We start from the raw sequence: 22,635 nt of genomic DNA on the forward strand, positions 1-22,635 counted from the left end.
TACCTTCTCAAGCCGCCCGCTTCAACCCACCCTTCTCAAAGCTGAACACCCCACCCTTCGCATCCACGCGGATGGTGTCCTTGGGCCCGAACTTCCCTTCCAGGATCGCCTTCGACAGCGGGTTCTCGATCTGCTGCTGGATCGCCCTCTTCAGCGGCCGCGCGCCGTAGACAGGATCGAACCCAGCCTTCGCGAGCTCCGCGACAGCCGAATCAGTAATTTCAATCTCCATCTCCATCGCCCGCACGCGCTTCTCGAGCTCCTTGAGTTGCACCCGAGCGATGCTCGCAATGTTCGCTTCATCAAGCGCATGAAACACAACGATCTCGTCGATGCGGTTCACAAACTCGGGGCGGAACTGCGACTTCACCTCGCCCATCACGGCGAGCTTCACGACCTGGTAGTCCTGGCCGGACATCGACTGGATCATCTGTGAGCCGAGGTTCGAGGTCATCACGATCACGGTGTTCTTGAAGTTCACCGTGCGGCCCTGCCCGTCGGTCATGCGGCCGTCGTCGAGCACTTGCAGAAGCACGTTGAACACGTCCGGGTGCGCCTTCTCGACTTCGTCGAGCAGGATCACGCAGTAGGGCTTGCGGCGAACGATCTCGGTGAGGTGGCCGCCTTCTTCATAGCCGACGTACCCCGGAGGCGCGCCGATCAGGCGCGACACGGAGTGCTTCTCCATGTACTCGGACATGTCGATGCGCACGAGCGCGTCTTCCGAATCGAAGAGGAATTCCGCGAGCGCCTTGCAAAGCTCGGTCTTGCCCACACCCGTCGGGCCGAGGAACAGGAACGAACCGTAAGGCCGCTTCGGATCCGAGAGACCCGCGCGTGAACGGCGGATCGCTTCGGAGACGAGGCGGACGGCTTCGTCCTGGCCGACCACGCGCTGGTGGAGCTTGTCTTCCATCTGCAGGAGCTTGCCGCGCTCGCCCTGGAGCATCTTGGAAACGGGAATGCCCGTGGCGCGTGCGACGACCTCGGCGATTTCCTCCACGCCGACTTCGGTGCGCAGCAGCCGCATCTTGCCGCCGCCGTCCTTCGTCGCGGCCTCGGCAGCCTTCGCCTTTTTCTCCAGCTCGGGGATGCGGCCGTATTGGATCTCGGACATCTTGGCGTAATCGCCCTTGCGGCGCGCCTCTTCCATCTCGAGCTTGGCCTTCTCGATCTCTTCCTTCACGTGCGTCGTGCCATGCACGCGCGCCTTCTCCGCCTTCAACTCCTCGTCGAAGTCGGCGTACTCGATGTCGAGGCGCTTGATCTCGTCCTCGATGAGGCCCAGGCGCTTCTTCGAAGCGTCGTCCTTTTCCTTCTTCACCGCTTCGCGCTCGATCTTCAGCTGGATGAGGCGCCGGTCGAGCCGGTCCATCACCTCGGGCTTGGAATCGATCTCCATCTTGATGCGCGAAGCTGCCTCGTCGATGAGGTCGATCGCCTTGTCGGGCAGGAAACGATCCGTGATGTAGCGATGCGAAAGCTCGGCCGCGGCGACGATGGCCGGGTCGGTGATGTTCACGCCGTGGTGGACTTCGTACTTCTCCTTGAGGCCGCGAAGGATCGCGACGGTGTCTTCCACGCCGGGCTCGTCCACGAGCACCTTCTGGAAGCGGCGCTCGAGCGCGGCGTCCTTCTCGATGTATTTGCGGTATTCGTCGAGCGTGGTCGCGCCGACGCAATGCAATTCGCCGCGCGCAAGGGCGGGCTTCAACATGTTGCCGGCATCCATGGCGCCTTCAGCCTTGCCCGCGCCGACCATGGTGTGAAGCTCGTCGATGAAGACGATGGTCTGGCCTTCGTCCTGCGAAAGCTCCTTCAGGACATTCTTCAACCGCTCCTCGAATTCGCCGCGATACTTCGCACCGGCGAGCAGCAGGCCCATGTCGAGCGACAGCACACGCTTGCCGCGAAGTCCCTCAGGCACTTCGTCATTCACGATGCGCTGTGCGAGTCCCTCGACGATGGCGGTCTTGCCCACGCCGGGCTCGCCGATCAGGACCGGGTTGTTCTTGGTACGCCGCTGCAGGACCTGGATCACGCGGCGGATTTCCTCGTCGCGGCCGATGACCGGATCGAGCTTCCCGTGGCGGGCGCGCTCGGTGACGTCGATGGTGTATTTCTTCAGCGACTCGCGGCCGCCTTCGGCTTCCGCGGAATTCACGCCCGCCCCGCCGCGCACCGCTTCAATGGCCTTGCCCAGCGCCGCGGCATTCGCGCCGTGCTGCTTGAGCAGGCGCCCCAAGTCGCCCTTGTCGCCCACCGCCGCCAACAGGAAGAGCTCCGACGAGACGAACTGGTCGCCGCGCTTGGTGGCTTCCTTGTCGGTGAGGTTGAGCAGGTTCCCGAGGTCGCGGGAGACGGAGATCTCGCCGCCCTGCCCTTCGACCTTGGGCAGCTTGGCGATCGCGGCAGAAAGGCCGGCTTCGAGCGCAGCCACGTTCACGCCGGCGCGGGACAGGAGCGACGAGGTGCCCCCGTCCTGCTGGTCGAGCAGCGTGGAGAGCAGGTGCAGGGGCTCGATGAAGCCCGCGTCGTTGGCGAGCGCGAGGCTCTGGGCATCGGCGAGCGCCTGCTGGAACTTGGTCGTCAGTTTGTCGAGTCTCATGGCTTTGTTATCCTTGGATCGCTACCTGATAGCTGGGGTTATTCCCCCACGTTTTCAAGACCCTGCGATGTCGACCGTCTCGCTGATTATCCGGAGCATGGACCGCCCCGCCCTCTCCCGGGCCCTGGCCTCCGTCGCCTCCCAGGATGCGCCAGGCATCGATGCCGAGGTGCTGGTCGTGGCCGCCTGCGGCCGCGCCCACAAGCCCGTCGCCCCGAAGACCGGCCCCTTCGGTACCCGCCTGGTCGTGGCCTCGGACGGCGGGCGCCTGACGCGACCCCAGGCCGGCAATGCCGGGCTCGACGCCGCCTCCGGGGAATACATCGCGTTCCTGGACGACGACGATGAGCTGATGCCCCACCAGTTCCGCACCCTGCTCTCGGAATTCGACGCCGACCCGGCCGCGCAGTTCGTCCATGCCCGCTCCCAAGCCGTGGATCCCCAGGGCAATCCCCTCTATTTATATGGCGGTCCCTGGCACGACTGGGAGCAGCTCACGACGGGCTTCTTCCAGCTGGGTGCGGTGATGTTTCGCCGCGGGCTGCTGGACAAAGGCGTGCGCTTCGACGAATCGCTCGACATCCTTGAGGACCTCGAATTCTTCGTGCAGTGCGCCCGGCACGCGAAGCTGCGCTACCGGCCCGATCCCGTGTCGCGCTACTACGTGATGGATGGGGACTCGGGCACCGGCGAGGGTGGGAACCGTGACGACGCGCGGGTGCAGCGCGCGCTGGGCTACATCCGCGACAAGTGGCGCGATCTCGCCGCCGAGTTGGACGACCTGCCGCCGGCGCGGATCCACCGGGGGCGCGAGCAAGTCCTGCGCGGAGAGTTCGCAGCCGCGATCGAAACGCTGGCACCCGTGCTCGAAACGCAGCCCGGTGAGGTGAACGCTCTCAACCTTTCGGGGCTCGCGCACATCAACGTCGGGAACTTCGCCGAGGCCGAAGTTCTGCTTCGCCGTGCGCTCGCGGTGGTGCCGGGGCATCCGGGCATCGAGAAGAATCTCGCGCTGCTCGCGCGCCGCCGCGCGGGGACTTAGCGGGTGTTATTCTCGTAACGCCATTTCCGCTCGCGCTGCCTCCGATGTCCGATCCCTTCCACGCCCTTGAAGAAACAATTACCGCCGACGTCACTCGCGCGCTCGCCGAAGACGTAGGCGCGGGCGACCTCACGGCGGCCCTCGTGCCCGAAGGCCGGCGCTCGAAGGCCCGGCTGATCACGCGCCAGGATGCGGTCCTGTGCGGCACGGGCTGGTTCAACCGCACCTTCCAGGAGCTCGACACGGATGCGGAGGTCTTCTGGCATGCCGAAGACGGCCAGGCGATCGTCGCCAACGGCACGCTTTGCGAGATCGACGGCGATTCGCGAGCGCTCCTGACGGGCGAACGCACCGCGCTCAACTTCCTGCAGCTGCTTTCGGGCGTGGCAACCCGCACGCGCCGCTATGTCGATGCGGTCGCCGGCACGAACGCGCGCATCCTCGATACGCGGAAGACCTTGCCGGGCCTGCGCATCGCGCAGAAGTACGCCGTGCGCGCCGGCGGCGGGATGAACCACCGCATCGGCCTTCACGACGGCGTGCTCATCAAGGAAAACCACATCGCCGCGGCCGGCAGCATTCGCGCGGCACTCGAGAAGGCCATCCACGACACGCCGCGCGGCACGCTGCTCGAGATCGAGGTCGAGAACCTCAATCAACTCGAGGAAGCGCTCAACGCCGGCGCGAAGCTCGTCCTGCTCGACAACTTCGGCCTCGATTCGCTGCGCGCCGCGGTGAAGCTCACGGGCTCGCGCGCCGAGCTCGAAGCCTCGGGCGGCGTGAACCTCGGCAACGTGCGCGCCATCGCGGAAACGGGCGTGCACCGCATCTCCGTCGGCTCCCTCACCAAGGACGTCGAGGCCACCGACTTCTCCCTTCGATTCCACCACCCGTGATCCCCATGCGCCCACTGCTCGCAGCCCTCCTCCTCGTCGTGGCCTCCGGCTGCGCGTCCCTGCCCGGTGAGCGCGATCCCCGCGACCCGTGGGAGGCGTACAACCGTCCCGTTCACGAGTTCAACGACGGCGTGGACAAGGCGATCCTCAAGCCGATCGCGACGGGATACCAGAAGGTGACGCCGACCTTCGTGCAAACGGGCGTGAACAACTTCTACGGGAACCTCCAGGACCTCGGCACCGGGCTCAACAACATCCTGCAGGGCAAGGTGAAGGAAGGCGCGTCCGATCTTGGCCGCCTCGCGGTGAATTCCGTGATCGGCATCTTCGGTTTCTGGGATGTGGCGACCCCGATGGGCCTCGAGAAGCACAACGAGGACTTCGGCCAGACGCTGGGCTGGTGGGGCGTGCCCTCGGGGCCGTACTTCGTGATTCCCCTGCTCGGCCCGTCCACCGCGCGCGATGCACCGGCTCGCTACATCGACCCGCAGTATTTCTGGGGCCGCTACATCGACGACGAGGCCACGGGCTGGATCCTGCTCGGCGTGGACGTCGTGCGCTCGCGCGCGAACCTGCTGAAGGCCGGGAGCATCCTCGAGCAAGCCACCCTCACGGAAGGCGACAGCTACACGTTCGTGCGCGACGCGTGGCTGCAGCGCCGGCGCAGCATGGTCTACGACGGCAAGCCGCCGAAGGACCCGAACTACGATTATTGAAGCGCCATGACGCTGGGCTGTAAGCTGTTCTTCGTCTTCGTTGCGTTTTGCACGCTGATGGGCGGCGTCATGTTCATGGCCTTTCGCGAGCGTGCCCGGAGTCGCGCAATTCCCGCGACCGACCTCGAAGCCCAGCGCGCCGCCGACGGGCGCGTGCTCACCGTGATCTTCAGCGCGGCCATCGGCGGTCTCCTCCTCACCCTGCTTGTCGCGTGGCTCGTGTTCCTCTAGATTCACGGCTTCAACAGGGGAGAACAAAAATGACGTCACGCGCACGCACGATCGGCACGATCGCGGGGCTGCTCCTCGCGCTTGCCGGCCTCAGCTTCAATGCCGCCGCCGAGTTCTGCTGGAAGGAAACCGAACCACGCGGCGCAGGCACCATTCCCACCGGATGCGGCAGCGGCAAGGAAAACAACGCCGGCCTGTGCTACTCCGGTTGCCCGTCGGGCTACGGCCAGGCGGGCCCCGTCTGCTGGAAGAACTGCCCCGCCGGATACAGCGACCATGGCGTGGGCTGCACCAAACCCGCGCCGTACGGGCGCGGCACGGGCTACGCCTGGAAGATCACCGACGGGACCAGCAGCAGCGGAATGCTCAGCCGGTGCGGCAAGGATCACTCGCAGGGCTGCGAAATGAACGGCGCAATGGCCTATCCCAAGTGCGCATCGGGCTTTAAGAACGTCGGCTGCTGCATCTGCTCGCCGAGCTGCCCGAGCGGCTTCACGGACACGGGGGCCACCTGCACCAAGCCCACGCAGACGCGCGGCGCGGGGACCATCCCCACGGCCTGCGACAGCGGCAAGGAAAACACCGCCGGGCTCTGCTACAACGAATGCAAGTGGAAGGGCAGCGCGGGCTGGGGCCCGGTGTGCTGGCGCCAGTGCCCGAAATCAGCGCCGGTGGAATGCGGCCTGGGATGCGCGGCCAATCTCCCGGAGTGCGCGGCGGCGATGCTCGAGCAGACGATGTCGGTGATGGATCTCGTGATCACGATCGCGATGGAAGTCCAGACCGGTGGCGCTTCGTTCGCCTTCAAGAGCATGACCTCCGGCGGCAAGACGGCCTTCATCGCCGCGGCCAAGGCGATGATCAAGAGCAAGGCCGTGAAGATGGTGAACCGGCAGGAAGTGGTCAAGGTGCTCAAGTCGCAGTTCAAGAGCGCCAGCGAGTCGCAGATCGAGAACATGGCCAACGCCGCGACGGGCCAGGACTTCGACTTCTACTCGCTCGATCCGACCGGCATCGCGCCGATCGTGAAGGCCTACAACAAGAAGATCTGCAAGACCTGATCCTGGGAAAAAGGGGACAGTCCCCATTTCCGAAAAGGGGACTGTCCCCTTTTTCAATGGTTTGACCGGATGTAGTCCTTCAGCGCTTCGGGGTCGGGCTTCATGGTGGTGAAGCGCTGGGGGAGTTTCTCGAGGCCTTCGAATTGCGGCGGGCGCGGCGCGTGCTCGCCGAGTGCTTCGACGATCGTGGCGTCGAACTTCACCGGCAGCGCCGTCTCCAGGCAGATCATCGGGTAGCGGGGTTCCCGCTGGCGGAGTGCCACCTTCACGCCGTCGGCGGTGTGCGGGTCGATGACCTGGTTGTACTTCTTCTTCACGAGGCGGATGGTCTCGACGCGGTCTTCGTGAAGGCTGCGGCCGGAGACGAAGCCCGAGTCTTCCTCGACCTTCTCCCAGGCGCGGTCGGTGGAAAGATCGAAGCCGCCCTTCTGCGCGACCTGCTCCCAGAGCCACGCGACCTTGTCGCCGTCGCCGTCCACGATGTCCCAGATGAAGCGCTCGAAGTTGGACGCCTTCGAGATATCCATCGACGGGCTCGAGGTTTCCTGCGTCTCGGCAGCCTTGCGCGGACGGTAGCGCCCCGTGCGGAAGAATTCGTCGAGGACGTCGTTCTCGTTGGTGGCGAGCACGAGCCGGCGGATCGGCAGGCCCATCTTCTTCGCGACGTAGCCCGCGAAGATGTTGCCGAAGTTTCCGGAGGGCACGGCGAAGCTCACCTGCTCGTCGTTCGAGCTCGTGGCCGCGAAGTAGCCCTTGAAGTAGTAGACCACCTGGGCCACGACGCGCGCCCAGTTGATGGAGTTCACCGCGCCGATCGCGTGCTCTTCCTTGAAGCCCGCATCGGCGTTGATCGCCTTCACCACGTCCTGGCACTCGTCGAAGACACCTTCGACCGCGATGTTGTGGATGTTGGCTTCCTGCAGCGAGAACATCTGCGCGCGCTGGAACGGGCTCATGCGCCCCTGCGGCGAGAGCATGAAGACGTTCACGCGCGGCTTGCCCTTGAGCGCGTGCTCGGCCGCGGAGCCGGTGTCGCCGCTCGTGGCCCCCACGACGTTGAGGTTGCGATCCTGCGCGGCGAGCTCGTGCTCGAAGAGGTTGCCGATCAGTTGCAGCGCGATGTCCTTGAACGCGAGCGTCGGGCCGTTCGACAGTCCGAGGATGTGCAGGTTGGGTTCGAGCGTGCGCAGCGGCGTGATCTCGGGCGAACCGAAGATCTCCTTCGTGTAGGTCTTCTCGCAGGCGCTCTTGAGCGCGGCACCCGGGAAGTCGTCCGCGAAGAAGCGAACGATCTCGAATGCGAGGCGCGGATAGGGCAAGTCGCGCATCGCCTCGAGCTTCACGGGCATGACGCGCGGCCACTGCTCGGGCACGGACAGTCCGCCGTCGGGAGCAAGCCCCTCGAGCAGGATGTCGGTGAACGACTGATTCGCGGCATGCCCGCGAGTGCTGACGTATTTCATGGTCAATAAATGGGGTCAGACTCCACTTAATTTAATTCTGGGGATAAGTCGGGGCTGATCCGACTTACCCCCAGAATTAAATTAAGTGGAGTCTGACCCCATTTATTCACAGCAGCTCCTCGAGGCGGATGCGCACCACCGGCGATGGAATCGTCGGCAGAGCCTCGATGCGGCGGATCGCGGCGTTGACGTTCTTCTCGGGCGCGGCGTGCGTGAGGATGACCACGTCCACCTGGTCTTCACCCTCGCCCGCTTCCTTCTGGAAGATCGCGTCGATGGAGATGTCGTTGTCGGCGCAGATGCGCGTCACGTCGGCGAGCACGCCGGGGCGATCGTAGGCGCGCAGCCGCAGGTACGACGCCGTGGTCACCTGCTCGATGCCGAGGATCGGCGCGTCGGAAAGACGATCGGGCTGGAATGCGAGGTGCGGCACGCGATGCTCGGGATCGGCGGTTGCCATGCGCGTGACGTCGACGAGATCGGCCACGACCGCGCTGGCGGTCGCTTCTGCGCCAGCGCCACGACCGTAGTAGAGGGACGCGCCCACGGCATCGCCCTTCACCAGCACGGCGTTCATCACGCCTTCCACGTTGGCGATCAGCCGGCGCGCGGGAATCAGCGTCGGATGCACGCGAAGCTCGATGCCCTTGTCCGTGCGCCGCGTGATGCCCAGGAGTTTTATCCGATACCCCAGGCCTTCGGCGTACTTGATGTCGATCGCGGTGAGCTTTGCGATGCCTTCGGTGTAGACCTTGTCGAACTGCATCGGGATGCCGAAGGCGATCGCCGAAAGGATCGTGAGCTTGTGCGCGGCATCGATGCCCTCGATGTCGAAAGCCGGATCGGCTTCCGCGTAGCCCAGGCGCTGCGCCTCGGCGAGCACCATGTCGAAGGGCAGGCCCTTGTCGCGCATCTCCGAGAGGATGTAGTTGCACGTGCCGTTGATGATTCCGGCGATCCACTCGATGCGATTCGCGCTGAGGCCCTCGCGAATCGCCTTGATGATCGGGATGCCGCCGGCGACCGCGCCTTCGAACGCCACCATCACGCCCTTCTTCTGGGCCGCGAGGAAGATCTCGGTGCCGTGCTTGGCGAGCAGCGCCTTGTTGGCGGTGACGACATGCTTGCCGTTGTCGATCGCCTTGAGGACGAGCTCGCGCGCGATCGTGTCGCCGCCGATCAGCTCGACCACGATGTCGATGTCGGGGCGCGCGATGATCGCCGCGGGATCGGCAATGAGCTCGATGCCTTCCAGGTTTGTCGTGCGCTGCTTCTTGAGGTCCCGAGCGCTCGCCACCTTCACGACGATGTCGCGGCCGGCGCGGCGGGCGATCTCCTCGCGGTTGCGGCGCAGCACGTCCACGGTGCCGCCACCGACGGTACCGAGGCCCAACAGGCCGACTTGCATGGGTTTCATCTACGAGCGCGTCCTAAAAAGTATTGTCATCCTGAGGGAGCGTAGCGACCGAAGGACCTGCTTTGGAGCGCTAGCGCCGCGCTTTCGCTGTAAAGCAGGTCCTTCGGGCTCCTGCGGAGGCCCTCAGGATGACAGTGAAGCTAAAGCAATCCATCCTTCCGGAACATCTCCTTGATCCCTCTTACCGCCTGCCGCGTGCGTGCCTCGTTCTCGATCAACGCGATGCGAACGTGGTCGTCGCCGTAGTCACCGAAACCGATGCCCGGCGCCACCGCGATCTTCGCGTCCCTGAGGAGCTTCTTCGCGAACTCGATCGAGCCCATCTTCGCGTAGACCTCGGGGATCTTCGCCCAGACGTACATCGAGGCCTTGGGGTTCTCGACCATCCAGCCCGCTTCGTGCAGGCCCTTCACCATGACGTCGCGGCGCGCCTGGTACTTCGCGCGGATCTCCTCGACGCATTCCTGCGGGCCCTCGAGGGCGGCGATCGCCGCGACCTGCAGCGGGGTGAAGGTGCCGTAGTCGTGGTAGCTCTTGATGCGGGCGAGCGCGTGGACAAGGTCCTTGTTGCCGACCATGAAGCCGATCCGCCAGCCCGCCATGTTGTAGCTCTTCGACATCGTGAAGAACTCGACGGCGACATCGCGCGCGCCGGGCACCTGCATGATCGAGGGCGCCTTCCAGCCGTCGAACGTGATGTCGGCGTAGGCGAGATCGTGGACGACGAAGATGTTGTGCTGCTTCGCGAGCGCGATCACACGCTCGAAGAACTCGAGCTCGACGCACTTCGCGGTCGGGTTCGACGGGAAGCCGATGATCATCATCTTGGGCTTCGGGAAGAGCTCGCGGATCGCGCGTTCGGCTTCCTCGATGAAATCCACGCCCGGCGTCATGCGCACCGAGCGGATGTCCGCGCCGGCGATCACCGCGCCGTAGATGTGGATCGGGTAGCTGGGGTTCGGAACGAGCACCGTGTCGCCGCGGTCGAGGGTCGCGAGCATCAGGTGCGCGAGGCCCTCCTTGGAGCCGATCGTGACGATCGCCTCGGTATCCATGTCGAGGTCCACGTTCCAGCGGCGCTTGTACCACTGGCAGATGGCCCTTCTCAAACGGGGAATCCCCTTCGAGACCGAGTAGCCGTGCGTGTCCTCGCGCTGCGCGACTTCCACGAGCTTGTCGACGATGTGCCGCGGCGTGGGGCCGTCGGGATTGCCCATCGACAGGTCGATCACGTCTTCACCCGCGCGGCGGGCGGCCATCTTCAGCTCGTTGGTGATGTTGAAGACGTACGGGGGGAGGCGTTTGATGCGCGGGAATTCCGGGGACATGGCGCTGCTCGTCGAGGCGAATGCGGTAAAAAAGGGAGCTTGATTCTAGCAGGCGCGCCCCGGCCGTCCCCGAGGCTTTATCATTCCGGCCATGAAGTTCGAACAGGAAGCGGCCGACGGCCGCAACACCTTCACCGGATACGGCGATGGCTATGTCGAAGTCAGCGGCCAGCGCGCGACCCGGAGCCTGGTGGTGACGGGCGAGAACATCGTTCCCGATTGGGGCGTGGCGTCGATCGGCGCACTCACGCGCGAGCAGGTCGCGCTGATCGCGGCCATGAAGCCCGAGATCGTGCTCCTGGGTTCGGGCTCGGCCTTCGCGTTTCCGGATCCGGCGGTCCTCGCGCCCCTGCATTCGGCGCGCATCGGCGTCGAGGTGATGGACACCAAGGCCGCGTGCCGCACGTACAACATCCTGCTGGGGGAAGGCCGCAACGTGCTCGCGGCCCTGGTCGTCGACTAGCCGCGGCTACTTCGCGGAGTCGATCTGCTTGTCCATGTCCTTGAGGCGCTTGTCGGCGTCCTCTTCGATCCTCTTCTTGATCGGCACGCCCGGACCTTTCATTGCGGGCGAACCCGTGGTGTCGGGTGCGGGCTCCGCGGGCGGCGGAGGCGGCGGTTCGGCGGGGCGCGGACGATTCTCCGCGAGCCAACCGGGCGGAACGACGCGGTAGAGCTGCGTTCCATCGGGCTTGAGCGTTGCGACCGCGATAACCTTGCCGCCCGCATCGAGCAACGGAGCGCCATAGCCACCAGGCTGCGTCGGCATCGACGACTCGATCGCCTTGCTATCGCCCTCATCCACGACCTTCGTCACGGCCGCTTCCTTGAAGCCGATCTCGCCTTTCGGGCCGACCGTCGTACCGAACACCTTGGCGCCGACCGCAGGCGGCGTGGAATTCACCGAAAGCGGTTCGCCCACGTAGCCATCGGTGAGGAGTTTGCACAGCCCGAGCTTCTCGTCGGCGACCGTGACGCGCGCGGGCACCTGCTTCGTGCCCGTGCTCACCGCAAGCTGCGCGCCCGGCGCGAGCGCCTGGCAGTTCGCGACCATGACCTTGTCCTCGATCACGAAGGCCACCCCCATCGGCGTGGTCTTGCCCGACATGTCGAAGGCCACGAGCGGGGAGACCGCGCCCTGGACGGCTTGGCGGATTTCTTCGGTGCCGCGCGCCTTCGGAACTGCAGGGCCACTCGGGCGCGTAACGACGAAGGCGATGGCGCCAACGGCCGTGACCGCCACCAGGCCGGCAACGACCGCGCCGGGCGTGATGACCTTCTTCGCGGTCGCCGCACGATTGGCCGCGGCGAACTCCTTGTCGTACGCGTCGCGGCGGTCGTCGTCCGAGAGAACCTCGAGCGCCTCCTTCAGCAACGCTTCGCGCCGCGGGTCCGGTGGCGTGGTGTCCTTCTTGAACTCCGCGACCCAACGGTTGTAGGCGCGATGCACATCGGTGAGCTTCGCGTTGCGCGGAATGCCGAGGACTTCGTAGTAATCGATGAGGGCGGGCATGTTCAGTCGGCCAGCTATTTCGTCTTGATCATTTTCTGCGCGCGCTTCGCGTAGGCCTTCATGTCTTCATCGGACGAGCGCTGGAGCTCCGCGCGCTTGTCCCGCTGCGGGCCGGGCGGCATGGCCTCGATCTCGGCCCAGGCCTTGTCGCGCGACGCCTTGATGTCCGGCGAGTTGTAGATGTCGCAGGTGTTGCAGCCTTCCCCCTCGCCCTCGGCCTCACCGCCTCCGCCGCCTGCACCGGCCTGGCGCGCGACTGCCCGCGCCGGTGTGGTGTCCGACTCGGCGCGCGCGCTGGTTCCGCCGCCGCCCGAACCCTGGTACGGCCGCGCCTCCTCGATCTTCGGGCGGTTTTCCGCGAGCCATCCGGCGGGAACGACGCGGTAGAGCTGCGTTCCATCGGGCTTGAGCGTCGCGACGGCGACGACCTTGCCCTGCGCATCGAGCAACGGCGCGCCATAGCCGCCCGGCTGCGTCGGCATCGACGACTCGATCGCCTTGCCGCCGCCTTCATCCACGACCTTCGTGACGGCCGCTTCCTTGAATCCGATCTCGCCCTTCGCGCCGAGCGTCGCGCCGAAGACCTTCGCCCCGACGGCGGGCGGCGTGGAGTTGACCGCGACCGGCTCGCCCACATAGCCATCCGTGAGCAGCTTGCAAAGGCCGAGCGCTTCGTCGGTCTGCGTCACACGCGCAGGCACCTGTTTCGTGCCGGTGCTCACGGCCAATTGCGCGCCGGGCGCGAGCGCCTGGCAGTTGGCGACCATGACCTTGTCCTCGATCACGAACGCAAGGCCCATCGGCGTGGTCTTGCCCGACATGTCGAAGCTCACGAGCGGCGAGACCGCGCCTTGCATGGCGGTCCGGATCTCCTCGGTGCCGCGCGCCTTCTGCGGCGGCGGGCCGCTCGGGCGCGTGAGGAAGAACGCGATGCCGCCAACGGCCGCGAGGGCGACAAGCCCACCCGCGACTCCGGCGGGCGTGAGGGCCTTCTTCGTCGTGGCCGCACGATTCGCCGCTGCGAGCTCCTTGTCGTACGCGTCGCGGCGGTCGTCGTCCGAGAGGACCTCGAGCGCCTCCTTCAGCAGCGATTCGCGACGCGGATCGGGCGGCGTCGTCTCCTTCTTGAACTCCGCGACCCAGCGGTTGTACGCGCGATGCACATCGGTGAGCTTCGCGTTGCGCGGAATGCCGAGAACTTCGTAGTAATCCTTCTGCACCGCCATGGTCAGGCGAGCCCTCTCAATTCGCGCAGCAACACCGAGAGGACCGCGAGGTCCGTCGAGCCGGCGCGCTTCACTTCATCGGTCATGCCCTTGAGGCGGGTGAGCGCCGGGGCATAGCGAGTTTTCCAGGCCGCGAGCATCGCGGCCGCATCCCCAGCCTGCGGCGAGAGCTTCGCCACCGCTTGCGTGAGTGCGCGTTGCTGGCCGGAGAGGTCATCGCGCAAGGCATTGCGCGCGAGGGCCTGCCACGGCGTGTCGGTCGGAAGTGCCGTGATGCGCTCGCCGAACCAGCGAAGCTCCAGCTCACCGACGAGCGAAAAGTAGAGCGTGGCGATGGTGTCCACGCCCTTCTTCTGCTCGATCGCGACTTCCGTCACATCGAGCGCCGCGTACAGCGATTCGAGCGCGGCGAGGCGCTTGGCGAGCGGCTCGGGCACTCCACTCTTCGAGAGGCGCGCGACGTAGCCTTCCCACGCGACGCGATCGCCCGACGACAGGACCGCCGGCAGCTTTGCCTGCAGCGCGGCGAGGCCGGGCCAGAAGATCTCGAGGACTTCCGCGATCGGCAGCTTCTCGCGGCGGCGGCGCAGGAACCACAACGTGCCGCGCAGCAGCAGGCGGCCCACGTCGATCAGCATCTCGCTCTGCAGCGAAGCCGGGACCCGGTTGTCGAGGGAATCGATCTCGCTCCATAGCGACTCGAGCCCGAAGATGTCGCGCACGAGGATGAACGAGCGCACGACTTCCTCGGAGCTCGCACCCGTCTCGTCCTGCATGCGGTGCACGAAGATCGAGCCCGTGCGATTGATCATCGTGTTGGCCACGACGGTCGCGATGATCTCGCGGCGCAGCGCGTGCTTGGCGATCGCCTCCGGGTACTTCTCGCGCAGCGGCGTGGGGAAATAGTCCATCAGCGCCTTCGCAACGTACGGGTCGTCGACGATCGGCGACTGGCAGAGCTCCTCGAAGAGCACCATCTTCGAGTACGCGAGCAGCACCGCGCGCTCGGGCGATGTGAGGCCGACCTTGTCGGCGCGGCGTTCGGCGATTTCGTCGTCCGACGGCAGGTATTCGACCGCGCGGTTGAGCTGGCCGGCCTTCTCGAGCGCGCGGATGAATGCCGCCTGCCCGTCGAGGAGCTTCTCGCCGCGCACGCCGGAGACCGCGAGCGACTGCGTCTGGTAATAGTTGTCGGCGAGAACGAGATCGCCCACTTCATCGGTCATCTGCGCGAGCAGGACGTTGCGCTTCGCTTCATCGAGCCCGCCTTCGGCCACCACCTGGCCCAGCAGGATCTTGATGTTCACCTCGTGGTCGGAGCAGTCCACGCCCGCGGAGTTGTCGATCGCGTCCGTGCAGATGCGTCCACCCTTCAGCGCGTACTCCACGCGCCCGAGCTGCGTGAAGCCGAGGTTGCCGCCCTCGCCCACCACCTTGCAGCGCAGATCGCCGCCATTCACGCGGATCGCATCGTTGGCGCGATCGCCCGCCTCGGTGTTCGCCTGGCTCGCCGCCTTCACGTAGGTACCGATGCCACCGTTATAAAGAAGATCGACGGGCGCCTTGAGGATCGCCTTCATGAGCTCCTGCGGCGCGAGGCTGTCCTCGGTGATCCCGAGCACGGCCTTCACCTGCGGCGAGATCGGGATCGACTTCGCCGAGCGCGGGAAGATCCCGCCGCCCTTCGAAATGAGCTTCTTGTCGTAGTCTTCCCACGACGAGCGCGGCAACACGAACATCCGCTCGCGTTCCTTGAAGCTCGCCTCCGGGTCCGGTGACGGGTCGAGGAAGATGTGTCGATGGTCGAACGCCGCCACGAGGTTGATGCGGCGCGAGAGCAGCATGCCGTTGCCGAATACGTCGCCCGACATATCGCCGATGCCGGCCACCGAGAAGTCCTGCGATTGCGTGTCGATGCCCATCTCGCGGAAGTGGCGCATCACGCTTTCCCACGCGCCCTTCGCGGTGATGCCCATCTTCTTGTGGTCGTAGCCGGCGCTGCCACCGGAAGCGAACGCATCCGCAAGCCAGAAGCCGTACTCCGCGGAAACGCCGTTGGCGATATCCGAGAACGTCGCGGTTCCCTTGTCGGCGGCGACCACGAGGTACGGATCGTCCGGGTCATGGCGCACGACATCCTTGGGCGGGACGATCTTCCCCGCCACGCGGTTGTCGGTGATGTCGAGCAGGCCGCGAAGGAAATTCTTGTAGCAGGACACGCCTTCCTTCAGCCATGCCTCGCGGTCCGACGGCGGCGGGCCCTTCTTCACGACGAAGCCGCCCTTCGAGCCCACGGGAACGATCACCGCGTTCTTCACCATCTGCGCCTTCATCAGGCCGAGCACTTCCGTGCGGAAATCCTCGGGCCGGTCCGACCAGCGCAATCCCCCGCGCGCGACCTTGCCGCCGCGAAGGTGGATCGCTTCGACGCGCGGCGAATACACGAACACTTCGAAGAGCGGGCGCGGCTCGGGGAGCTCCGGAACTTTCGCCGACTCGATCTTCAGCGAGAGGTAATGCTTCCTGCGGCCGTTCGCGCCCTTCACCCAGTGGTTGGTGCGCAGCGTCGCCCCAATGACGTACAGGAACCGGTGCAGGATGCGGTCCTCGTCGAGGTTCGCAACATCATTGAGCGCTTCCTTGATCTGCGTGTGCAGCTTCTGCTGGGCCTCTTCGCGATTCGCCGTACCCGCGGGATCGAAACGCGCGTGGAAGAGCGCGACCAGCTTCGTCGTGATGCCCGCGTGGGCCGCGAGCGTCTTCTCGATGTAGTCCTGGCTGAACGTGAAGCCCGATTGCTTGAGGTACTTCGCATACGCCCGGAGCACCACGACATCGTCCGGTGCGATGGCCGCGCCCGGTGTGAGCCGGTTGAAGCCGTCGTCCTCGATGTCGCCGCGGCTCACGCGCGCGAGTGCTTCTTCGGTCAGCGCCTTGATCGCGGCCACGTCGGCGATCGGCCGGTCGCTGCGCATGCCGAAGTCATGCAGGTACACCGTGCCGGCCGCGCCCTGGCGCTCGACTTCGTAGCTCACTTCGTCGAGCGTCTCGAGGCCCATGTGCTCGAGCACCGGCAGGCTCGCGGAAAGGGGAATGGGCTTGCCCATGCGGAAGATCCGCAGCCGCAACGTGCGGTCGTCCGCGCCCTGCGGGCGGTACAGGTTGAGCGCGAAGTCCTCGTTGGACTTGAGCGTCTCCATGAACTGGATGTCGCGCACGGCCGCGCGCGGGGCAACCGCTTCGCGATAGGCGACCGGGAACGCGTTGGCATAGGTGCGAAGCATGCCGACCATGCGGTCCTCGCCCAGCGCGGCGGTGAGCGCGAACTTGAGGTCATCGTCCCAGCGACGCGTCGCGAGCACGATCTCGGCTTCGATCGCACGCACGTCGTAGGCCGGGGTTTCCTTCGGCGACGTGCGCACGAGCATGTGGATGCGCGCGAGCACCGCGTCGGAGAGCTGCACGGTGAACTCCGCCGTGGCGCCTCCGAGGTGGCGCTTGAGGATCTCTTGGATCTTCACCCGCACGTCGGTGTTGTAGTTCTCGCGCGGCAGGAAAATCATGCACGAGAAGAAGCGGCCGAACAGATCGCGGCGCACGAAGACGCGCGTGCGGCGCCGGTCGCCCAGTCGCAGGATGCCCAGCGCGGTTTCCGACAACGTCGCGTCGTCGACCTGGATCAGCTCGTCGCGCGGATAGTCGTGCAGTACCGTGAGGAGATTCTTGTACGCGTGGCTCCCCTCGGGGAAGCCCGCCTGCGCAATCACTTTTGCCACCTTGCGGCGGAGCAGCGGAATCCAGCTCGGATCCTCCTGGTACGCCGAAGAGGTGTAGAGGCCCACGAAGCGCCGTTCGCCCACGACGCGGCCGGCGGCATCGAATTGCTTGATCCCGATGTAGTCGAGGTAGCCGGGGCGGTGCACGGTCGCGCGCGTGTTGGCCTTGGTGAGCACGAGCAGCCTCGGCTCGCGCGCGAGCGCGCGCAGCGCCGCGGGCAACTCGGCAAAGCTCTGCGAGAGGCCGCCCAGCTTGGGCTCGCGCAGCACTCCCAGGCCGCTGCGCGGCACGATCTTCAACTGGTCCTGCCCATCGACCGTGGTCAGCTGGTATTCGCGATACCCGAGGAAGGTGAAATGGTGATCGGCGGCCCACGCGAGGAAGTCGCGGATTTCCGCGGCCTCGGCGGCATCCACGGTCACGGGCGGCTTCGCGAGCCCCAGCACGATCGCGTCCATGTGCGCGCTCATCGCCTTCCAGTCCTGGACCGCGGCCCGCACATCGGCGAGCACGGACTGCAAGTGCATCCCGATGGCCTTCAGGCGCTCGGGATCGGTTTCGCGATCGACCTCGACGTGGATCAGCGATTCGGCCTGGCCTTCGCCCGCGGGCGCGGCAATTGCTTGCAGCTCTCCTTCGTTATCGCGCTTCGCACGGAGGATCGGATGCAGCAGCAGGTGCTGGGTGTAGCCCAGGTGGTTGATTTCCATGCCCACGGAATCGACGAGGAACGGCATGTCGTCGTTCACGATCTCGATCACCGTGTGCGGGCTCGTCCAGCCGTGTTCCTCGAGCCGCGGGTTGTACACGCGCAGCTTCGGCATGCCGCTCGCGAATCGACGCGCGAAACCCAGGTGCGCAAGTGCAGCGCCGTACAGGTCTTCAACCGTGCGGCTCGCGAGATCCTCGACGTCGGCCTGGTCGAAGTAGTGCGCGATGAAGGTGCGCGCCTCCTGGGCCGCCGCACCGGAAAGACGCTGGTCTGCCAATCGCAGGACCTTCTCGAGGATGGCCTGCTTCTGCTCGTGAGAGGGAAAATGCATGGGGAAAAGGGCTAAACCGGAGAGGCCGCTATTGTCTCCCAAATGGGCAGGACGTATTCTAGGTCGTCAACCAGAGGAGGAATCCCCCCATGCTTCGCAAATCCAAAACCGCGTTCGCGGCGCTCGCCCTTTGCGTGCTCGCCGCACCGGTGGCCGCACAAGACCTGACCGGCACCCTCAAGAAGATCAAGGACACCGGCACGATCACCATCGGTCACCGTGAAACCTCGATCCCGTTCTCGTACCTCGACGACAAGCAGCAGCCCATCGGCTATTCGATGGACATCTGTGCGGCCGTGGTCGAGGAAGTGAAGAAAGAGCTCGGCCTCACGACGCTCACGGTGAAGTACAACCCCGTCACGTCGCAGACCCGCATTCCGCTGATGGCCAACGGCACGATCGACATCGAGTGCGGTTCGACCACCAACAACCTCACGCGCCAGAAGCAGGTCGCGTTCGCGCCGGTCACCTTCATCACGGGCACCAAGCTCCTGGTGAAGAAGTCGGCGAAGGTCAAGACGTACAAGGACCTGAAGAACAAGACCGTCGTGGTCACGCAGGGCACGACCAACGAGCGCACGATCAAGGCGCTCTCCGACAAGGACAACCTCAACATCAAGTTCCTGAACGCCAAGGACCACGCCGAGAGCTTCCTCACGGTGGAATCGGGCCGCGCGGTCGCTTTCTCGATGGATGACATCCTCCTCTACGGCCTCATCGCCAAGGCGAAGAACCCGAAGGACTACGAAGTGGTGGGCGACTACCTGTCGTACGACCCGTACGGGATGATGTTCCGCAAAAACGATGACGATTTCGGTGTCGTCGTGCGCCGCGCGATCGGCAAGCTCTTCGCTTCCGGCGACATCGAGAAGATCTACAAGAAGTGGTTCCAGGACAAGCTGCCCTCCGGCGAAGCCATGGGCGTGCCGATGAGCCCGCTCCTGAAGGCTGCGATCCAGATCAACGCGCTGCCCGAGTAATCGATGGATTGGAGAGTCTTCCTCGAGCAGGCTCCCTCGGGGGGGATGACGTATCTGGGGTGGCTGGGCTCGGGTCTGATGTGGACGCTGCTCGTCTCCATCTTCGCCTGGGTGATCGCCTTCACGCTGGGATCCGTGGTCGGGGTGCTTCGCACGACCCCGCTCCGGATCCCGAGGGCGATCGCCACCGCGTACGTCGAGTTGTTCCGGAACATCCCGCTGCTCGTGCAGATGTTCCTGTGGTACTTCGTGATGCCAGAGGTTCTCCCCAAGGCCTGGGGTGACTGGCTCAAGCAGGACCTCCCCAATTTCGTCGAGCTCCCCTTCGCGCAGTTCAGCATGTGGGAGTTCACCGCGGCCGTGCTGTGCCTGGGGCTCTATACCGCTTCGCGCGTCGCCGAGCAGGTGCGCGCGGGCATCCTTTCGCTCCCCCAAGGACAGACGAACGCCGGCCTCGCGATGGGCTTCACGCTCCCGCAGGTTTACCGGTTCGTGTTGTTGCCGATGGCCTACCGCATCATCATCCCGCCGATCACGAGCGAGTTCCTCACGATCTTCAAGAACTCCTCGACGGCGCTCACCATCGGCGTGATCGAGCTCACCGCGCAAAGCCGCCAGATTTCCGAATACACGTTCAAGACGTTCGAGGCCTTCACCGCCGCCACGCTCATCTACATAGCGATCACGCTCACGGTGATCTACGCGATGCGCCTCCTGGAAAACCGCGTCGCGGTGCCGGGGTACATCTCACAGGCAGGCGGACACTAGTGCTCGACTTCGACTGGAGCGTCATCTGGAAGAGCCGCGAGGTCCTGTGGGACGGGATGGTCCTGTCGCTCAAGCTCTTCGGCATCGCGCTCGCCGGCGGCATCTTCTTCGGTACGCTGCTCGCCCTCGCGCGCCTGTCGAGCTGGAAGATCCTCTCCTACCCCGCCGCGGGGTTCGTGAACCTGATCCGCGCGATCCCGTTCATCATGGCGATCTTCTGGTTCTACTTCCTCACGCCGATGCTGGTGTCCAAGTTCACCGGCCAGCAGGGCGAGGCCGTCGGGCCGTTCACCTCGGCGATCGTCGCGTTCATCCTGGTCGAGGCCGCCTACTACTCCGAGATCATCCGTGCGGGCATCCAGTCGATCCCGCGCGGCCAGCCGTGGGCCGCCTACGCCCTCGGGATGAACTACTGGCAGGCGATGGGTTTCGTCGTGCTGCCGCAGGCTTTCCGCAACATGGTGCCGATCATGCTCACGCAGGCGATCATCCTGTTCCAGGACACCTCGCTCGTGTACGTCGTGGGCCTGAAGGATTTCCTCGGCGCGGCCTCCAAGGGTGGACAGATCACCGGGCGCATCGTCGAGCTGTACCTGTTCGTCGCGCTGGTGTTCTTCATCATCTGCTTCGGCGCATCCTGGCTCGTGAAGCGCATCCAGGCACGCTATTCGATCGCTCGATAGGACACCTCCGCATGGCGATGATCGACATCAAAGACGTCAACAAGTGGTACGGCACCTTCCAGGTGCTGACCGACTGCTCGACCAGCGTCGAGAAAGGCCAGGTCATCGTGGTCTGCGGCCCCTCGGGGTCGGGCAAGTCCACGCTGATCAAGTGCGTCAACGCGCTCGAGCCGTTCCAGAAGGGCACGATCACCGTCGACGGAGTCTCGGTGGGCGATCCGAAGACCGACTTGCCGAAACTGCGCTCGCGCATCGGCATGGTCTTCCAGAACTTCGAGCTCTTCCCGCACATGAGCGTGCAGGCGAACCTCACGATCGGCCAGATGAAGGTGCTCGGGCGCACGCGCGACCAGGCCGACGAGCACGGCCTCAAGTATCTCGACCGCGTGGGCCTCAAGGCGCACGCGCACAAATTCCCCGGTCAACTCTCCGGCGGCCAGCAGCAGCGCGTGGCGATCGCGCGGGCGCTCTCGATGGACCCCATCGCGATGCTCTTCGACGAACCGACCTCGGCGCTCGACCCGGAGATGATCAACGAGGTGCTCGATGTCATGGTGGAGCTCGCCCGGGAGGGCATGACCATGATGTGCGTGACCCACGAAATGGGCTTCGCCAAGACGGTCGCGCACCGGGTAATCTTCATGGACAAGGGCCAGATCGTGGAGGATTGCAGCAAGGCGGATTTCTTCGGCACGACCCGGTCCGAACGCGCTCAATCCTTTTTGAGTAAAATCCTACACAACTAGTTGACGAGACAGCCCTTTTTGCCTGAGACTCCAGTTCCATGAATCGCCTGACGGCCATCGGCCTGGTTTCGCTCGTCGCCTACGGCCTGCTCATTGCGAGCAAGTACACAGGTTTCGTCTCCGCCGCGCGCGAAGACAGGGCGGGTCATACCGTCTCGGCGACCGCCTCCCCGGCGGGTGATTCGAGCGTCCAGCCCGCCAATCCCGAGCCCCGCCCGAAGGCCCAGTTCACCGCCGCAGTCCCTCCCCAGACCTATCGCCCCTCGGCCGCCGCCGTGGAGTTCCGCGCCACCCGCGACCTTCGCGCCTATGCCGACGGCCTCGCCTCCCGCAAGGTGTCGCTGACTGGCGACGAACGCTATCACCTGGCCAAGGCCCTCGAGGAATGCCAGTTCGCCATGAACGTGAGCGAAGACCTGGTGGCCTACAGCGCCAAGCAGCGCCGCCAGTTCATTGCCACCCTCCCCCCGAACGATCCCCTGAACGCCCGCCGGATCTCGTCCTACGACCTCCAGGACAGCACGCAGCGCTGCGCCCGCTTCCAGGGCACCAAGATTTCGCCCCGGGAGATCGAGGATCTCTACGCCGCCGCCGCCCGCCAGGGCGATGCCCGCGCGCAAGCGCGCATGGTCGTGGCCGAAGGTCCGAAGAACAACGTCGGCGGCAGCAACAACGGCAACCCACAGCCGCAGCGCGCCGGTGACGACGTAAGCCGCATCATCGAGCTGCTTGAATCGCAGGACCCCGAAGCCATGCTGATCGTCGGCCAGTACCTGTCGTCGTCCGAAATGGCGGCGCGCCTGCGCATCGGCCCGAACGGTGAAGTGCCCGAACCCTCGGCCTTCCTCGGCGCGTTCTCGATCGTGGCGTGCGACCTCGGCACCGATTGCTCGAGCTTCGTGCGCGAGCACCTGAACGCCTGCGCATTCGGCGGCTACTGCTCGGCCACCAGCTTCGAAGAGCTCTACCAGAACTTCATGGCCTCGCCCTGGAGCCACCAGCAGGCGCTGCGCTACCGCCAGATCATTCGCAACGCGATCGACACGCGGAACTGGGCCCTCCTCGGCCTCATCCCGCAACCGCAGCAACAAGGGAACACGGGAACGCCTGGGCAGTAGGCCTCTCCCAAGGGAGAGG

18 protein-coding genes are annotated in these 22,635 nt (G+C 65.4%); 11 read left to right on the top strand and 7 right to left on the bottom strand.

Going from position 1 to position 22,635, the window contains the following annotated elements; all coding sequences use genetic code 11:
• Positions 1-7: 7 nt before the first annotated feature.
• Complete coding sequence (gene clpB / locus DSM104440_RS11140) at positions 8-2,608, bottom strand: ATP-dependent chaperone ClpB (RefSeq protein WP_171162606.1); 2,601 nt, start codon at positions 2,606-2,608, stop codon at positions 8-10.
• Positions 2,609-2,705: 97 nt separating this feature from the next.
• Here clpB and DSM104440_RS11145 point away from each other — a divergent pair, with 97 nt between their 5' ends.
• The 5 genes from DSM104440_RS11145 to DSM104440_RS11165 are packed head-to-tail and all read left to right on the top strand — an operon-like array spanning position 2,706 to position 6,554.
• Positions 2,706-3,650: a glycosyltransferase gene (locus tag DSM104440_RS11145; protein WP_171162608.1), complete on the top strand. Its 945-nt coding sequence runs from the start codon at positions 2,706-2,708 to the stop codon at positions 3,648-3,650.
• A gap of 44 nt (positions 3,651-3,694) precedes the next feature.
• Positions 3,695-4,546 (top strand): carboxylating nicotinate-nucleotide diphosphorylase, encoded by an 852-nt coding sequence (gene nadC / locus DSM104440_RS11150; protein ID WP_171162610.1) that lies wholly within the window; start codon positions 3,695-3,697, stop codon positions 4,544-4,546.
• A gap of 5 nt (positions 4,547-4,551) precedes the next feature.
• Positions 4,552-5,262 carry an MlaA family lipoprotein gene (locus DSM104440_RS11155; RefSeq protein ID WP_171162612.1) on the top strand — a complete coding sequence of 237 codons (711 nt, stop codon included), beginning with the start codon at positions 4,552-4,554 and terminating at the stop codon, positions 5,260-5,262.
• A gap of 6 nt (positions 5,263-5,268) precedes the next feature.
• A complete protein-coding gene (locus tag DSM104440_RS11160; RefSeq protein WP_171162615.1) occupies positions 5,269-5,493 on the top strand; it encodes a hypothetical protein in 225 nt (74 codons plus the stop codon).
• A gap of 29 nt (positions 5,494-5,522) precedes the next feature.
• The gene (locus DSM104440_RS11165) at positions 5,523-6,554 is read left to right on the top strand and encodes a hypothetical protein (RefSeq protein WP_171162616.1); all 1,032 of its coding nucleotides are present in this window, start codon (positions 5,523-5,525) and stop codon (positions 6,552-6,554) included.
• A gap of 53 nt (positions 6,555-6,607) precedes the next feature.
• Here DSM104440_RS11165 and thrC read toward each other — a convergent pair whose 3' ends face one another.
• From thrC to alaC, 3 genes are all read right to left on the bottom strand, one after another.
• On the bottom strand, positions 6,608-8,017 hold the full coding sequence (gene thrC / locus DSM104440_RS11170; RefSeq protein ID WP_171162618.1) for a threonine synthase: 1,410 nt from the start codon (positions 8,015-8,017) through the stop codon (positions 6,608-6,610).
• Between the two features lie 106 nt (positions 8,018-8,123).
• A complete protein-coding gene (locus DSM104440_RS11175; RefSeq protein WP_171162620.1) occupies positions 8,124-9,434 on the bottom strand; it encodes a homoserine dehydrogenase in 1,311 nt (436 codons plus the stop codon).
• Between the two features lie 140 nt (positions 9,435-9,574).
• The gene (gene alaC, locus DSM104440_RS11180; protein WP_171162622.1) at positions 9,575-10,762 is read right to left on the bottom strand and encodes an alanine transaminase; all 1,188 of its coding nucleotides are present in this window, start codon (positions 10,760-10,762) and stop codon (positions 9,575-9,577) included.
• 91 nt (positions 10,763-10,853) lie between these two features.
• Between alaC and DSM104440_RS11185 the strand changes: the two genes are divergently transcribed.
• Positions 10,854-11,225, top strand: a complete 372-nt coding sequence (locus tag DSM104440_RS11185) for an Mth938-like domain-containing protein (protein ID WP_171162624.1) — start codon at positions 10,854-10,856, stop codon at positions 11,223-11,225.
• 6 nt (positions 11,226-11,231) lie between these two features.
• Here DSM104440_RS11185 and DSM104440_RS11190 read toward each other — a convergent pair whose 3' ends face one another.
• From DSM104440_RS11190 to DSM104440_RS11200, 3 genes are read right to left on the bottom strand one after another with little or no spacing between them, the layout of a single operon-like run.
• Positions 11,232-12,275 carry a DnaJ domain-containing protein gene (locus tag DSM104440_RS11190; RefSeq protein ID WP_171162626.1) on the bottom strand — a complete coding sequence of 348 codons (1,044 nt, stop codon included), beginning with the start codon at positions 12,273-12,275 and terminating at the stop codon, positions 11,232-11,234.
• A 14-nt stretch (positions 12,276-12,289) separates the two neighbouring features.
• Complete coding sequence (locus DSM104440_RS11195) at positions 12,290-13,501, bottom strand: S1 family peptidase (protein ID WP_171162629.1); 1,212 nt, start codon at positions 13,499-13,501, stop codon at positions 12,290-12,292.
• 2 nt (positions 13,502-13,503) lie between these two features.
• Positions 13,504-18,321, bottom strand: coding sequence for an NAD-glutamate dehydrogenase (locus DSM104440_RS11200; RefSeq protein WP_171162631.1), 4,818 nt, complete (start codon positions 18,319-18,321; stop codon positions 13,504-13,506).
• Between the two features lie 89 nt (positions 18,322-18,410).
• On the opposite strand from DSM104440_RS11200, the gene DSM104440_RS11205 reads away from it, so the two are divergent.
• Genes DSM104440_RS11205 through DSM104440_RS11225 form a run of 5 tightly spaced genes read left to right on the top strand, consistent with a single transcriptional unit; the run spans position 18,411 to position 22,616 of the window.
• A complete protein-coding gene (locus DSM104440_RS11205) occupies positions 18,411-19,301 on the top strand; it encodes an amino acid ABC transporter substrate-binding protein (RefSeq protein ID WP_171162633.1) in 891 nt (296 codons plus the stop codon).
• A gap of 3 nt (positions 19,302-19,304) precedes the next feature.
• The gene (locus tag DSM104440_RS11210) at positions 19,305-20,069 is read left to right on the top strand and encodes an amino acid ABC transporter permease (RefSeq protein WP_171162635.1); all 765 of its coding nucleotides are present in this window, start codon (positions 19,305-19,307) and stop codon (positions 20,067-20,069) included.
• Positions 20,069-20,752: an amino acid ABC transporter permease gene (locus tag DSM104440_RS11215; RefSeq protein WP_212758044.1), complete on the top strand. Its 684-nt coding sequence runs from the start codon at positions 20,069-20,071 to the stop codon at positions 20,750-20,752. Before DSM104440_RS11210 ends, DSM104440_RS11215 begins: the two co-directional genes overlap by 1 nt.
• Positions 20,753-20,763: 11 nt before the next feature.
• On the top strand, positions 20,764-21,498 hold the full coding sequence (locus DSM104440_RS11220) for an amino acid ABC transporter ATP-binding protein (protein WP_281356975.1): 735 nt from the start codon (positions 20,764-20,766) through the stop codon (positions 21,496-21,498).
• Positions 21,499-21,536: 38 nt separating this feature from the next.
• A complete protein-coding gene (locus DSM104440_RS11225; protein WP_171162638.1) occupies positions 21,537-22,616 on the top strand; it encodes a hypothetical protein in 1,080 nt (359 codons plus the stop codon).
• Positions 22,617-22,635 lie beyond the last annotated feature (19 nt).

This window comes from Usitatibacter palustris (assembly GCF_013003985.1).
GTDB classification, from domain to species: Bacteria; Pseudomonadota; Gammaproteobacteria; order Burkholderiales; family Usitatibacteraceae; genus Usitatibacter; species Usitatibacter palustris.

Coding starts and splice junctions, on each gene's coding strand:
- DSM104440_RS11190 (WP_171162626.1), bottom strand. CDS start 12,275: ATGCCCGCCCTCATCGATTACTACGAAGTCCTCGGCATTCCGCGCAAC.
- DSM104440_RS11225 (WP_171162638.1), top strand. CDS start 21,537: ATGAATCGCCTGACGGCCATCGGCCTGGTTTCGCTCGTCGCCTACGGC.
- DSM104440_RS11185 (WP_171162624.1), top strand. CDS start 10,854: ATGAAGTTCGAACAGGAAGCGGCCGACGGCCGCAACACCTTCACCGGA.
- DSM104440_RS11165 (WP_171162616.1), top strand. CDS start 5,523: ATGACGTCACGCGCACGCACGATCGGCACGATCGCGGGGCTGCTCCTC.
- DSM104440_RS11160 (WP_171162615.1), top strand. CDS start 5,269: ATGACGCTGGGCTGTAAGCTGTTCTTCGTCTTCGTTGCGTTTTGCACG.
- DSM104440_RS11195 (WP_171162629.1), bottom strand. CDS start 13,501: ATGGCGGTGCAGAAGGATTACTACGAAGTTCTCGGCATTCCGCGCAAC.
- DSM104440_RS11200 (WP_171162631.1), bottom strand. CDS start 18,321: ATGCATTTTCCCTCTCACGAGCAGAAGCAGGCCATCCTCGAGAAGGTC.
- nadC (WP_171162610.1), top strand. CDS start 3,695: ATGTCCGATCCCTTCCACGCCCTTGAAGAAACAATTACCGCCGACGTC.
- DSM104440_RS11220 (WP_281356975.1), top strand. CDS start 20,764: ATGGCGATGATCGACATCAAAGACGTCAACAAGTGGTACGGCACCTTC.
- DSM104440_RS11175 (WP_171162620.1), bottom strand. CDS start 9,434: ATGAAACCCATGCAAGTCGGCCTGTTGGGCCTCGGTACCGTCGGTGGC.
- DSM104440_RS11145 (WP_171162608.1), top strand. CDS start 2,706: ATGGACCGCCCCGCCCTCTCCCGGGCCCTGGCCTCCGTCGCCTCCCAG.
- alaC (WP_171162622.1), bottom strand. CDS start 10,762: ATGTCCCCGGAATTCCCGCGCATCAAACGCCTCCCCCCGTACGTCTTC.
- clpB (WP_171162606.1), bottom strand. CDS start 2,608: ATGAGACTCGACAAACTGACGACCAAGTTCCAGCAGGCGCTCGCCGAT.
- DSM104440_RS11205 (WP_171162633.1), top strand. CDS start 18,411: ATGCTTCGCAAATCCAAAACCGCGTTCGCGGCGCTCGCCCTTTGCGTG.
- DSM104440_RS11210 (WP_171162635.1), top strand. CDS start 19,305: ATGGATTGGAGAGTCTTCCTCGAGCAGGCTCCCTCGGGGGGGATGACG.
- thrC (WP_171162618.1), bottom strand. CDS start 8,017: ATGAAATACGTCAGCACTCGCGGGCATGCCGCGAATCAGTCGTTCACC.
- DSM104440_RS11155 (WP_171162612.1), top strand. CDS start 4,552: ATGCGCCCACTGCTCGCAGCCCTCCTCCTCGTCGTGGCCTCCGGCTGC.